Raw genomic sequence first — 14,255 nt, forward strand, 5'->3', positions numbered from 1 at the left:
AACAGTATTTTCTAAAGTTTTGTTACTTTTTATAATCTTTTTAATGCGTCCTATTTTAAGTTTGGAAATAATTAAAGATTAAAAAACCCGCCATAGCGGGTTCCTTAAATAATTACAGTGAATTTTTAACTGTTAGATATTCAGGTAATCCAGGATACCTTCTGCAGCCTGACGACCTTCCCAGATCGCAGTAACCACGAGGTCAGAACCACGCACCATGTCACCACCGGCGAAGATTTTCGGATTTGAAGTCTGGAATTTATATTGCTGCTGTTCAGCGGCAACGATACGACCTGAACCATCTAGATTAATACTTACATCAGCAAACCAGTCCGCAGGACTGGTACGGAAACCGAATGCCAATAGTACTGCATCCGCAGGCAAAATTTCTTCTGAACCTGGAATTGGTTCCGGACTACGGCGACCACGGCTATCTGGCTCACCTAGCTGAGTAGTAATAAATTTCACGCCAGTCACTTTGCCATTTTCACCGACAATCTCGATTGGCTGACGGTTGAATTGAAATTCTACCCCTTCTTCACGTGCATTTTGTACTTCACGGCGTGAACCCGGCATGTTTTCTTCATCACGACGATAAGCACAAGTTACTGTCTCAGCACCTTGACGAATCGAAGTCCGGTTACAGTCCATCGCTGTATCACCACCACCCAACACAATGACTTTTTTGCCTTGTACGCTGATGTATTCAGCCGGATCTTTTTCCCAGCCTTGGGTACGGTTGACATTGGCAATCAGGAAATCCAGTGCATCAACAACACCATTCAGATCTTCACCGGCAAAACCACCTTTCATATAAGTATAGGTGCCCATACCCATGAATACCGCATCATAATCCGCAAGTAACTGGTCGATGGTCACATCTGTACCAATCTCAGTATTCAGACGGAATTCCACCCCCATACCGGTGAAAATTTCACGGCGGCGTTTCATCACATCTTTTTCCATCTTGAATTCTGGAATACCGAAAGTCAGCAACCCCCCAATTTCTGGACGTTTATCAAAGACCACAGGTTTTACCCCGTTACGCACCAAAATATCCGCACAGCCAAGTCCTGCAGGACCTGCCCCGATAATCGCGACTTTTTTATTGGTCCATTGCACATTGGACATATCTGGACGCCAGCCCAAAGCAAAGGCGGTATCATTGATATATTTTTCAGCATTACCAATAGTCACCGCACCGAAACCGTCGTTCAGGGTACACGCCCCTTCACACAGACGGTCCTGCGGACAGACACGACCACAAACTTCCGGCAAAGTATTGGTCTGATGACACAGTTCAGCCGCCTGGAACAAACGGCCTTCAGACACCAGTTTTAACCAGTTTGGAATGTAGTTATGTACCGGACATTTCCACTCACAGTACGGGTTACCACAGCCTAGGCAGCGATGCGTCTGATTGGCTGCAATTTCCGCTGTATAAGGCTTATAAATTTCCACAAATTCTGCTTTGCGGACATCAATCTCTTTTTTCTCTGGATCTTGGCGTGCGACATCCAGGAATTGAAAGTCATTATTCAGGCGTTCTGCCATGTCTCTCTCCGTGGGTAGATGTAAGGGGTTCACAGTTGCCTTACATCTCCCTATGTTTCTGCAGTAGTGGAATTATTGTGGATCAGCTTGAGTTGTTTTTAACAGCGTTTGCAAGTTGGCTGCTTTTGGTTTTACCAACCAGAACTTGCGGCTGTAGAAGTCAAACTCATGGCGGATCTTGTACGCCCAAGCACTACCCGTTTCTTTAATATGTTCATCCAGAATACGACCCAGGAAGGCTTTATGCTCTTCCATCGCTTCGGTGGAAATACGGTTCAGCTCAATCAGCTCGTGGTTATAATGATCAACGAAGTCATTATCCAGATCAAGTACATAAGCAAAACCACCAGTCATACCCGCACCGAAGTTATGTCCGACTTTACCCAGCACTGTCACAATACCGCCGGTCATATATTCACAGCAGTGATCACCTGCACCTTCAATCACGGCAAATGCACCCGAGTTACGCACCGCAAAACGCTCGCCCGCTGTACCCGCGGCATATAACTTACCGCCAGTCGCACCGTATAAACAGGTGTTCCCAATAATCGCGGTATTTTGGGTCTGGAATGGTGAACCTTTTGGCGGGAAGATCGAGATGCGACCGCCAGCCATGCCTTTACCGACATAATCATTGGCATCGCCTTCTAGGCTGATATGCAGACCACCGGCATTCCAGACACCTAGTGACTGGCCTGCAGTACCATTCAGGTGAACTTTCACCGGATGGGCTTCCATGCTCAGGTTGCCATAGCGTTTTGCAATTTCACCAGACAGACGGGCACCAATCGAACGGTCACAGTTACCGATCGTGAAGCTATATTCACCGCCAGTTCCTGCTTCGATGGCAGGTAGAATCTCATCCACCATTTTTTCAGCCAGAATCCCTTTATCAAATGGTGCATTGCCCTGTACTTCGCAGTACTGTGCTTTACCTTCTGCAGCAGGATGTGATTCCAGTAATTTACTTAAATCAAGATGTGCATGCTTTGCAGTTTCACCCGGCAAGACTTCCAGCAGATCCGTACGGCCAATCAGGTCTTTCAGACTTGATACACCGAGTGCTGCCAGCCATTCACGGGTTTCTTCAGCAATAAAGGTGAAGAAGTTGATCAGCATTTGTGGCTCGCCAATATAATGCTCTTGACGTAAATGATCTTGCTGGGTTGCTACACCGGTTGCACAGTTATTCAAGTGGCAGATACGCAGGTATTTACAACCCAAGGCAATCATTGGAGTCGAACCAAAGCCGAAGCTTTCTGCACCCAGAATTGCTGCTTTGACAACATCCAGACCGGTTTTTAAACCGCCATCTGTTTGTACGCGAACTTTACCACGCAGGTCATTGACACGAAGGGCCTGATGCGCTTCAGAAAGACCCAGTTCCCACGGTGAACCTGCATGATGAATTGAAGAAAGTGGAGAAGCCGCTGTCCCGCCATCATAACCAGAAATGGTAATGAAATCGGCATACGCTTTCGCTACACCTGCCGCAATCGTACCGACACCCGGTTCAGAAACCAGCTTAACTGACACCATCGCCTGTGGGTTAACCTGTTTTAAATCAAAGATCAACTGTGATAAATCTTCAATTGAATAGATGTCATGATGCGGAGGTGGCGAAATCAGGGTAACGCCCGGCACAGAGTAACGTAAACGGGCAATCAGACCATTCACTTTACCACCCGGCAACTGACCACCTTCACCTGGTTTTGCACCTTGCGCGACTTTAATCTGGAGAACTTCTGCTGATGTTAAATAAGCAGGCGTTACACCAAAACGGCCCGATGCAATTTGTTTGATTTTCGAGTTACGGATGGTGCCGTAACGCGCTGGATCTTCACCGCCCTCACCCGAGTTTGAACGACCGCCAATCGTATTCATGGCAATCGCAATCGCTTCATGTGCTTCAGGTGACAGTGCACCCAAAGACATACCCGCAGAGTCAAAGCGAGGCAGGATCTCTTCCACAGATTCCACTTGTTCGACTGGAATCGAGTTGTCTGTTTTCAGTTTGAACAGGTCACGAATCGTCGCAATTGGACGCTTGTTCACCAGTTCCGCATATTCTTTAAAATCTGCGTAGTTCCCAGAACGTACTGCTTTATGTAGCGAGTTGATCACGTCCGGGTTAAAGGCATGGTATTCCTTGCCGAATACAAATTTCAGCAAGCCGCCCTGATCGATTGGTTTACGGTTTTTCCAGGCAATATCCGCCAACTGTTTCTGATCATTTTCAAGGTCGACAAAAGTGGCACCCTGAATACGGCTTGGCACACCGATGAAGCATTTACCCACCACTTCATTGGATAAGCCTACTGCTTCAAACAGCTGACCACCACGGTAAGAGGCAACCGTAGAAATACCCATTTTCGAAAGAACTTTCAATAAGCCTTTTTCAATCCCTTTACGGAAATTGTTTTGTGCATAAATCGGATCACCCAATAATTCGCCTTTCGCGACCAGATCATTGATCACGTCATAAGCTAGGTATGGGTAGATCGCAGTTGCACCAAAGCCAAGGAGTACCGAAAATTGGTGTGGATCACGAGCAAAACCGGTTTCAATAATCAGGTTAGCGTCAGTACGCAGTCCTGTATTGATCAAGTGATGATGCACCGCACCGGTGATCATGAAGGCATTGGCAGGCAAGTAACCTTCACGGATTTTCTTATCGGAAAGCACCAGCAAAGTTTTGCCATCACGAATGGCTTGCGCAGATTCTTCACAGATCCGTGCAATCGCTGCTTGTAGACCTTCGGTTTCAGCATAGTTCAGGTCGATATCTGCAATTTCATAACCGGCACGGCCCAGCGTACGGATCTGATGCATTTTCGAATTAGACAGTACAGGACTGGAAATGATCAAGCGGTCTGCATGCTCAGGCCCTTGTTCAAAGACGTTTTGTTCACGACCTAAACAGGTTTCCAGTGACATCACAATCGATTCACGTAACGGATCGATTGGCGGGTTGGTCACCTGTGCAAACTGCTGGCGGAAATAATCCGACACATGGCGCACCTGACGTGACAATACCGCCATTGGCGTATCATCACCCATTGAGCCAACCGCTTCCTGACCGCTTTCAGCAATCGGACGCAACAACTGGTCACGCTCTTCAAAGGTCACCATGAACATTTTTTGTGCCGCTTTCAGGCCATCGCCTTTTAAGCCTTGATCACATAAATATTCTTCCAGCTCTGGGCTACCTTGCAAACGCACAGAATTTTCACGTAACCATTCACGGTATGGACGCATACGTTTCAGATGATTATTGACATCTTGTGTATCCAGCACCTTGCCGGTTTGCGTGTCAATGACCAGCATTTGGCCGGGACCCACACGGCCTTTAGAAATCACATCTTCAGGTTGATAGCCCCAGACACCAATTTCAGATGCCAACGTGATATAACCATTTTTGGTAATCACCCAGCGCGCAGGACGCAGACCATTACGATCCAGCATACAAATCGCATGACGCCCATCCTGAATCACCAGACCTGCAGGACCATCCCAGGCTTCCATGTGTTTTGAGTTGAATTCATAGAATGCACGAAGATCAGCATCAAGTGTTTCCACGTTCTGCCAGGCAGGCGGAACCAGCATACGGAGTGCACGAAACAGATCCATACCACCGCCAACCAGAATCTCCAGCATGTTATCCAGGCTTGAAGAATCTGAACCGGTACGGTTCACAATTGGATTCAGTTCAGTTAAACCTGGTAATAAAGGATTTTCAAATTTTGGTACACGCGCCATGGCCCAGTTACGGTTCGCGGTAATAGTGTTGATTTCACCATTGTGCGCCAGGTAACGGAACGGTTGTGCCAACGGCCAGCGCGGTAAGGTATTGGTCGAGAAGCGCTGATGGAAGACCACAATATGCGATTCCAAACGTGGATCAGCCAGATCTGTATAAAAATCTGCGATCGCTTCCGGCATCATCAAGCCTTTATAGCTGATCACCGTTGAGCACAAAGTAGTGACATAGAAAGACGTATCATTCACCAACAGTTGTTCTGCACGACGGCGTGCCAGGAATAACTTACGGTTAAATTCAACCTCAGTCACACCCATTGGACAGTTAACAATAATCTGTTCAAATGCCGGCATCGATTGCAAGGCAATTTCACCCAGGGCATCGACATTGGTCGGAATCACACGCCACGCCAAAACGATTAAACCTTCAGCTTCGATCTCTTTGTTTAAAACCTGTTTGGCATGAGCAGCAAGCGCAGGATCAAGATTTAGGAATACTGAACCTACAGCAAAGACTTCACTTAAGGTGGTATCACTTAAGCGTTTTGCTTCTTCACGGAAGAATTTTTTCGGCATTGCCAAGAGCAGACCACAACCATCTCCCGTCTTGCCATCCGCGGCAATACCACCACGATGGGTCATACAACTCAAACTATGAATCGCGGTCTTGACGAGATCATGGCTAGCATCACCCTGCATATGGGCAATTAAACCGAAACCACAGTTATCTTTAAACTCATCCGGTTGGTATAAACCTTGAGCGGGAGCTACATTATTAGGCGATGGCATGTGCATAGCGTACCCTTCTTTCACTAAGCCTCAACAGGCTATTAAACAATCTAAATTTTTCTCTGCGCTGGCGTCTAATGGACTTTCGAAGACCGTCTTGGAGAGCAAAAGCATTTTTCTTTATTTCTTCAGACTAGTCCTTTTTTAGACTAAATGCATAACAAATAAAGTTTATTCTGCTCATGAATAACATAAAAATCTGGAATAAATATGACATTCATACGGTGTCATCGAATCATTTTTCGCGCTAAAACAGGGAGATTAATTCAATTCATGCACCAATAAAGCAAATTCCATGCCAACAAACAGCGCATAAATTAAAACAATACAGATGACAAAGATTTAGCGCAGAACAGCACTCTAAGGGTTAATTTTAATGTGCATTTTTTGCACCAAAAGCGCTCATTTTTAATTCTGTAATTTTTTGGATGCGCTATTTTAGACCGAACTAATTAAATGGATCACTAATCTCGTTATTTTGAGGACGCGGATTACTGCCCTGAGCAGGTCGATTATTGTTATTTTGCGGTTGAGGTGTACCTTCTACAGCACTTTCAGATTTCTGTACATCGACCACATTTCCCGATGAATCACGGCGCACAATGGTGGTACTGGTAGTCGCCGCATCAGAGCTACGCGGCTTGGACTCAGTTTGAGTTTGCTGCTGTCTAAGTCGTACCGATTCATCTACTTTCGGCAAAGGCACATTTTTCAAACGAATTTCGTAAAGCTTTTGATTACTGGCCAATTCTTCTGAACCCAGATTATTGACCAGACTGACATATTGCTGCATTGCTACAACTTCAGGCTTGACTGAGGGCGGTAAATTTAACTTCAGTGTAGATAAAGCCTGATTGGCTTGCGCCGCCGTCTTATATTGACCATATAACAATACATATTGTTCTGGCTGATTTTCACCCGAGATTCTTAAATAAATAAAAGGTTTACGATCGGACTGTTTTTTAAGAAAACTTTTTAAAATGGCTTCATTGGTCACACGAAATAATTCAATGGCGTGCTGGTTTTTCGCTTCATTGACAAATTTGGTACCACGGAATTCCGGCTCATGACTGGCATTCACGACGGTACGCGTATTTAGGTCCAGTGGTTTCACTTCCTGAAAAAGTGCACCAAGATGGGTCATTGTGGCGACTTTTTCTGGTTGAATCTGCAACTGAACTTCAGTTTCAGGTTTTTTTTCAATTTCGACGACATCATCTGAATCAGTCACCGCCCAAAAAACTAAGGCAGCAAATAGGCAGCATACACCACAGACCAGCCAGAAATAATGCTGAATCTTTTGCCAAGGAGTATGTAATGCTGCCATAAAACTAAACCTATGCCTGACTGGCTAAAATTGCCTGTTTCATTAACTCGAGATCAAAGTCTCGGGTAATCACTGCTTCGCCTAATTGCTTTAATAACACCAGACGCAATTGTCCATTTAAGACTTTTTTGTCATGGGCCATATAGGCCAGAAAATCATCCAGAGGGATTTTAGGACAAACCACAGGAAGTTTGGCACGAGAAATGATTTTTTTTGTACGTTCTAAATCTTCTTGAGAAATCCAGCCCATACGCTGTGACAGATCCGCAGCTATCACCATACCGGTGGCAACAGCCTCGCCATGTAGCCAGACACCATACCCCAGGTAGGATTCAATCGCATGCCCAAAAGTATGACCTAAATTGAGTAAAGCACGTTCCCCCTGCTCCTTCTCATCATTGGCTACAATCCGCGCCTTATGCGCACAGGAACGGTAAACGGCTTCAGCAAGCAACTGTTCATCTCGAGCGGCCAGAGCATCCATATTATCTTCAAGCCAGACCAGAAATGACTCATCGCCTAGCAGCGCATATTTAATCACTTCAGCCAAACCTGCTGAAAGTTCGCGGTCCGGCAAAGTAACAAGCTGCGACATATCCGCCAGTACCACTTGAGGTTGCTGGAAAGCACCAATCATGTTTTTACCCAGTGGGTGATTAATCCCGGTTTTTCCACCCACACTAGAATCGACCTGCGACAGCAAGGTTGTCGGCACTTGGATAAAGTACACACCGCGCTGGAAACAGGCTGAGGCAAAGCCAGCCATATCTCCAATTACACCCCCACCCAACGCAAGCACGGTGCAATCCCGGTTAAAACCGGCTTCAAGCAATGCATCAAAAATCAGGTTCAGATGCTGGCTATCCTTATATTTTTCACCATCAGGCAAAATACAGGTCGCAACACGTTTGTCTAGAGCTTCAATCGCAGTTTGATAACGCTGCAAATAAAGTGGAGCAACTGTGGTATTGCTTACAATCATCATTTGCTTACCCTGAATATAGGGAGCCAATAAGGCCTGTGGATCCAGATCGCTCCCGATAAAAATAGGGTAACGACGTTCTCCGAGTTCTACATATAAGGTTTGCATGCTTGATTAACCACTTTATTCAATGAACTTAGTTTTTAGAAGTAATAAGATTGAGAATCCGTTGCGCCAGATCACGCGCAGCACCCTGATTGGTCTCAATAATATGATGTGCCACTTCTCGATACAAGGGATCACGGACTGCCAATAAATCACGTAACTTTTGTTCCGGATTTTCGACTTGAAGGAGTGGACGGTTTTTATCGCGATAGGTACGTTGCAGTTGAATTTCAACCGGCGTATAGAGATAAACAACGATTCCGCGCTGTTTCAGATAGTCCCGGTTTAAAACCTGAGTAATTGCACCACCACCGGTGGCTAAAACCAGATGGGGACGTGAGGTAAGGTCATTAATCACAGCAGTTTCACGGTCACGGAAACCCTGCTCCCCTTCTTTTTCGAAAATCCAGGGAATAGTCGCACCTGTTTTACGTTCAATTTCATGATCACTGTCTAGAAATTCGCGTCCTAACAATTCTGCGAGATGTCGTCCTACTGTTGTTTTACCGGCCCCCATCGGCCCTACCAAATAAATATTTGGTAGGGTTTCAAACTCTTTGCTTGGCAAGGAGTCACCTATTCGTTTTGTTAAATTCAAAATATATTAATGATTTCTTGAAACACTGTCATTAACAATTCGAGGTGTAACGAAAATCAGCAACTCACGTTTGTTATCCGCCTTTAAATCTTTACGGAATAAACGACCTACGTAAGGAATATCACCCAGAAATGGCACCTTGGTTTGCGCATTACGGGTTTCTTGCTCAAAAATACCACCTAGAACCACTGTTTCACCATTATCAACCAGGACATTGGTATTGATCTGGTTTTTGTTAATAGTGAGCTGTCCGGTCGGTGTCGGGTTCCCTGGTGAGTCACTGGTAATATTGAGTTCCATCTGTACTTTACCATCTGGGGTAATGCTTGGCGTGACATCCAGACTTAAAGTCGCATCAATAAATGCTGTAGTCGACACGGCATTAGTACCCCCGCCTTCAGCAGATTGATACGGAATTTGTGAGCCCGAAGCCACAGTCGCTTTTTGCTTATCCGCAGTCAGTACTTTAGGGGTAGAAATCACTTCACCATAACCGTCTGCCTGAAGTGCAGAAAGCTCCAGATCCAGCATAAAATCAGAGAGGCTGATCAAACCAAAGGCAATACGGCTTGCTCCTTGGCTGGTAACACCCAAGTCCACATTAAGATTATCCGGCCGTTGAATCGTATACTTACCATCATCATCAGGTGTTTTTAAATCCCATAATGTAGTATCACTACCACCGACCAATAGATGATTATTATCAGTTACACCTTGAGACAGAAGCCCCCATTTTACCCCCATCTCTTTGGTGAAGTCAGTGGTAGCTCGCACAATACGTGCTTCGACCATCACCTGCTTGACCTGCACATCGAGCAGATCCACCATATTACGGATTTTATCGATAAAGAGCTGAGTATCATTCACAATAACGGTATTGGTTCGTGCATCAACAGAAACAGAACCACGGGAACTCAATAAACTTTCTCCACCATCATTATTATTCGTGCTACTCGAACCGCCTGAGCCAGATGCCCCTTTATTCTGCGTAATTAGTTTCTCAATATCAGCGGCTTTGGCATAACTCAACTGCATATATTCAGTTTGGATCGGGGCAAGTGCAACACTCTGCTTAATAGCCTTAGCTTCTTCTTCTTCAGCCTTAATCAGTTCTGTAACCGGTGCAATCCAGATCACATTACCATTACGACGTTTATCCAGATTTTTGGTTTTCAGCACAATATCCAAGGCCTGATCCCAAGGCACTTCCTTTAAGCGCAAAGTAATATTGCCTTGCACACTATCTGCTGCCACCATATTGATATCAGTGAAATCAGCTAAAAGCTGGAGTACACGACGGACTTCGATGTCCTGAAAATCTAAAGAAATTTTCTTGCCAGTATAAGCGACAGTTTTAGGACGTAATGGGCTCTTGACTTCCGGACGTTTCAAACTGATGGTCAGCTTATTATCTGTTTGGTAAGCCATATATTCATAACTTTCCGCAGACTGAATCGTAATCACGCCAGAACCATTTTGATTCACGGCATCGACACTGGAAACTGGTGTAGCAAAATCATTTACATTTAGACGACGGGTCAAATGAGCCGGAATCTTGGAACCTAAAGTGCGCACAATAACCTTGGTACCCTGCTGCTGTACATCAACAGGAGTATTATTTCCTAGCAGATCAATAACGACCTGGCCTTCACCTTGCGCACCGCGCTGGAAACCAATATTACTGATACCCTGAGCTGACTGTTGCTGTACAGGTTGAGCTATGGCTACAGGAGTTGCCGAGTTAATTTTAAGAATAAAGGTATTACCTTCCACGCGAGTCGTAAAGGCTCCTGCCTCGGTCAAGTTTACCGTCAGACGTGCCCGCTGAGCATCCGAAGTGACATCCACTGAACTGGCTTCACGTGTTGCCACCGGAATACTGCTTTGTTTTAAATTCTGTTGTGCCTTGTCAAAGTCCAGAATCAAACGTGACGGTGATTCTAATTGGTAGGCCTGTGGTTGTGGTGGCAAACCATTGAACATCACCCGAATCTCAGTTCCTTGTCCAGGAAGCTGCATGGGTACTACATTGGTCATTGAAACCTGTGCACTAGCCGCTTGCATCACCGCAATCGCAACAGCACCCATGGAAAACTGACGAAACACACGATTCATTGTATTAACATCCCCAAAAATAAATTCTTTAATACTCTTATTCATTGTTATTCCTTTAAAACTTATGGCGCCGGCCCGATAAGAACCAAACTTCGCGGACGTTCCACATATCCCTCACGGCCATCTGGAATAATCTCAATCAAATCGATTTGTGTTGGTGTAATTCCAACCACACGACCATGATTAAGTCCCATATAGCTACCACGTTGAATCCGCTCAACCTCACCATCAGGCGTCTGGATTAAAGCCAGAATTTGTCCTGCCTGATTGCGCATACTGCCTTTCATGGTCAATGTTTCGAGCGGATAACTTTCTAGCGGTTGCAGTTGACGTGATAGGTTTGGATAAACCCGTTTCCCCGCCATAATTTTCAGTTCGGCAGCCAGAGAGCTTGGTAAAAAAGGACTTTTGATCTGATGTGCTGCATAGTTGAAGGTTTCAACTGGCATAAAATCAGGCGCAGGTTCAATTGGCAAAGGTGGCTGATTACGAATATTAGCCATTTCCTGATTGACTGCATCAATGCGTGAATCGCATCCCAACAATAAAAACCCAAGTGTTAAAGCTGAAGTAATTTTAATGTTCTTCATTACTGCGCCCCCTGAGTAGTGCTATTAGCTTCAGGCTGCGCTGCAGTGCCTTCCGCATTACCGACATAACGATAAGTTTTGGCTTTCACCACATAATCAATGACTGGAATTTCAGATTTTTTCTCTTTATTTTCAGTACCGGTAATAGTAAAGTCATGCAGTGTGACAATACGCGACAAGCCGGCAATACTGCTGACAAAAGAACCAAAAGCGTGATAATCCCCAGTGGCTTCAATCGCAATTGGCTGCTCAATAAAGAACTCTTGTTTAATTTCAGGCTCTAGACGAATATTTTTAAACTTCAGGCCTGAATTCACACCGCTCAAGTTAATATCTTCAACCAGACCTGGAATTTCAGTTTCTTTCGGTAACTGTTCTAATTGCTGGTTAAAACGGGCTTCCATTTCCTGAAGCTGGATTTGATATTGTTGTAAGTTACGTAATTTGGATTCTTTTTCACGGAATTCATTCAGCAGGTTTTGTTCTTGAGCACTGGCTTGTGAAATTGACTCAATCGTGCTTCTGATCATGACAAAGTAAATCACCGCAAATGCCAATGCAGCAATAAAAATCCAGCAGGTAATTTTGACCGACAAAGGCCAGCTACCATAGTTATTTGGATCTAATGTATTGAATTGCTGAAAAAACTTTTCAACAGTCATTTTGTTTTTGGGTACAGCGACAACATCCTGGCTGAACTCATCGAATTCTTCATTACTCATGATGATGCCCCCGTAGTTGTAGCGACTGCTTGTTGTTCGTCGTTAAGTACTGGCTGAGCGATCTGGTCCAGATCTACCGTCACAGTAAAACTGCCATAAGACTCTTCCACACGTGGAATAATCGAGCTTGGCGCCTTTTCTTTTGCTTCTTCAGCCACCAGGAAAGCATTCATAAAGGCATTTCGATACCAAGATGACGCTTCCAGATTACGGAGCAGTTCTGCGACCGTATTTGGACTTTCAGCTCGACCTTCAATAGTAAACTTGTCACCGGTACGCTGGAATTTGGTGATATACATATTGCTTGGGGTCACCCGTACAATTTCATCAATCAAATGCACCGCAATCGGACGCTGAGTTTGTAGACCCTGAATCAGTTTCATCCGTTCAACAATCGCATTACGCTGTTCTTGTAAACCTTCAAGCGCCTTTAACTGCACATCCAGATTCTGGTTAGTACTTTGAATCAGCTGATTGGCCTGCTCCTGATCTTGAAGCTTGTGATCATAATAAAACCAGGTTGAACCCGCTGCCGCTAATCCCAAGAAAAGCGCCCCCACGCAGATTGCCACGAATTCATTATTTCTTTTAATTCTTAGCTCATCACGCCAAGGAAGTAAGTTAATTCTTGCCATTAATCAAAACTCCTTAATGCCAAACCGCATGCAACCATGAGTGATGACGCGTCATTTTCAATTTTTTTAATATCAATTTGAGGAGAAAAGCCCATTTGCAAAAATGGATTCGCGATCGTGACACGGTAACCGAGTTTTTGTTGTAATAATTTTGCCAGACCTGGAATATTGGCATTCCCGCCGGCCAGTAAAATATGGTCAATCTCATTAAACTGAGAAGATGAAAAGAAGAATTGCAATGAACGGGCTGCCTGTTGTACCACGGCATCCAGGAATGGCTCTAGCACTTCAATATCATAATCATCCGGTAAAGCACGGGTTTTTTTAGCACGTCCAGCTTCTTCAAAGGATAATCCATAGCGATTCTGAATTTCCTGAGTCAATTGCTTGCCGCCAAACACCTGCTCACGGGTATAAATAATCTTGTTGTTCTGCATCACCGACAAGGTCGTCATACTATGACCAATATCTAAGATACCAACCGTATTGACCCCCATCGGCAAAGTATCCGAAAATACTTTGAAGGCATTTTCCAGCGCAAAACTTTCTACATCTGCAATCTTAGGCGTTAGACCAGAAATTTCCAAAACTTCAGAACGTGCTTCGACATTTTCAATTCGGGTAGCGACCAATAGCACATTGACCCGGTTTGGATTAGTAAGACGGTCTGGCAGAACTTCAAAATCCAGACTTGCTTCATCGAGTGGGAAAGGAATGTATTGTTCTGCATCTTCACGAATCTGAACTTCACGTTCATCATCTGACATGTCTGCATCCATCTCAATGATTTTGGTGATGACCATTGAAGTTGGAATCGCAAAAGCGGCCTGATTCGACTGGGTATTACCCAAATTAATTGCACGCCCAAGGGCATCAGCGACTGCTTCTGGGTTTAAAATGTTTTTTTCAACAACACTGTTTTCCGATAATGGGATCAAAGCATAGCTCTCTACCCAGTAACGGCCACTTTTTACAGAAAGTTCTAAAACCTTAACAGAAGTCGAACTAATATCGACTCCTATTAACCCCTTATTTGGTTTACGATATAACCTGCGCACAATACACTTCCTATTATTTTT

General features: G+C 44.7%; 10 protein-coding genes. All 10 read right to left on the reverse strand.

Annotation, left to right across the window (positions count from 1 at the left end; translation table 11 throughout):
- Positions 1–132: 132 nt before the first annotated feature.
- Positions 133–1,554, reverse strand: a complete 1,422-nt coding sequence (locus FTV42_RS02090; RefSeq protein WP_180037246.1) for an FAD-dependent oxidoreductase — start codon at positions 1,552–1,554, stop codon at positions 133–135.
- Between the two features lie 72 nt (positions 1,555–1,626).
- Positions 1,627–6,102, reverse strand: a complete 4,476-nt coding sequence (gene gltB, locus FTV42_RS02095) for a glutamate synthase large subunit (protein WP_180037247.1) — start codon at positions 6,100–6,102, stop codon at positions 1,627–1,629.
- Between the two features lie 448 nt (positions 6,103–6,550).
- Positions 6,551–7,429, reverse strand: coding sequence for a hypothetical protein (locus FTV42_RS02100; protein ID WP_180037248.1), 879 nt, complete (start codon positions 7,427–7,429; stop codon positions 6,551–6,553).
- A 10-nt stretch (positions 7,430–7,439) separates the two neighbouring features.
- Positions 7,440–8,519, reverse strand: a complete 1,080-nt coding sequence (gene aroB, locus FTV42_RS02105) for a 3-dehydroquinate synthase (RefSeq protein WP_180037249.1) — start codon at positions 8,517–8,519, stop codon at positions 7,440–7,442.
- A gap of 28 nt (positions 8,520–8,547) precedes the next feature.
- A complete protein-coding gene (gene aroK, locus FTV42_RS02110) occupies positions 8,548–9,084 on the reverse strand; it encodes a shikimate kinase AroK (protein WP_004644955.1) in 537 nt (178 codons plus the stop codon).
- A gap of 36 nt (positions 9,085–9,120) precedes the next feature.
- Positions 9,121–11,274 (reverse strand): type IV pilus secretin PilQ family protein, encoded by a 2,154-nt coding sequence (gene pilQ / locus FTV42_RS02115; RefSeq protein WP_180037250.1) that lies wholly within the window; start codon positions 11,272–11,274, stop codon positions 9,121–9,123.
- Positions 11,275–11,291: 17 nt separating this feature from the next.
- Positions 11,292–11,819: a pilus assembly protein PilP gene (locus tag FTV42_RS02120; RefSeq protein ID WP_004732447.1), complete on the reverse strand. Its 528-nt coding sequence runs from the start codon at positions 11,817–11,819 to the stop codon at positions 11,292–11,294.
- Positions 11,819–12,541 (reverse strand): type 4a pilus biogenesis protein PilO, encoded by a 723-nt coding sequence (locus FTV42_RS02125; protein WP_180037251.1) that lies wholly within the window; start codon positions 12,539–12,541, stop codon positions 11,819–11,821. The genes FTV42_RS02120 and FTV42_RS02125 overlap by 1 nt, the downstream gene beginning before the upstream one ends.
- A complete protein-coding gene (locus tag FTV42_RS02130) occupies positions 12,538–13,176 on the reverse strand; it encodes a PilN domain-containing protein (RefSeq protein ID WP_180037252.1) in 639 nt (212 codons plus the stop codon). The genes FTV42_RS02125 and FTV42_RS02130 overlap by 4 nt, the downstream gene beginning before the upstream one ends.
- Positions 13,176–14,234 carry a pilus assembly protein PilM gene (locus FTV42_RS02135; RefSeq protein ID WP_180037253.1) on the reverse strand — a complete coding sequence of 353 codons (1,059 nt, stop codon included), beginning with the start codon at positions 14,232–14,234 and terminating at the stop codon, positions 13,176–13,178. The genes FTV42_RS02130 and FTV42_RS02135 overlap by 1 nt, the downstream gene beginning before the upstream one ends.
- Between the last annotated feature and the right edge of the window lie 21 nt (positions 14,235–14,255).

The sequence above is a fragment of the Acinetobacter sp. YH16052 genome, from assembly GCF_013417155.1.
Lineage (GTDB): Bacteria > Pseudomonadota > Gammaproteobacteria > Pseudomonadales > Moraxellaceae > Acinetobacter.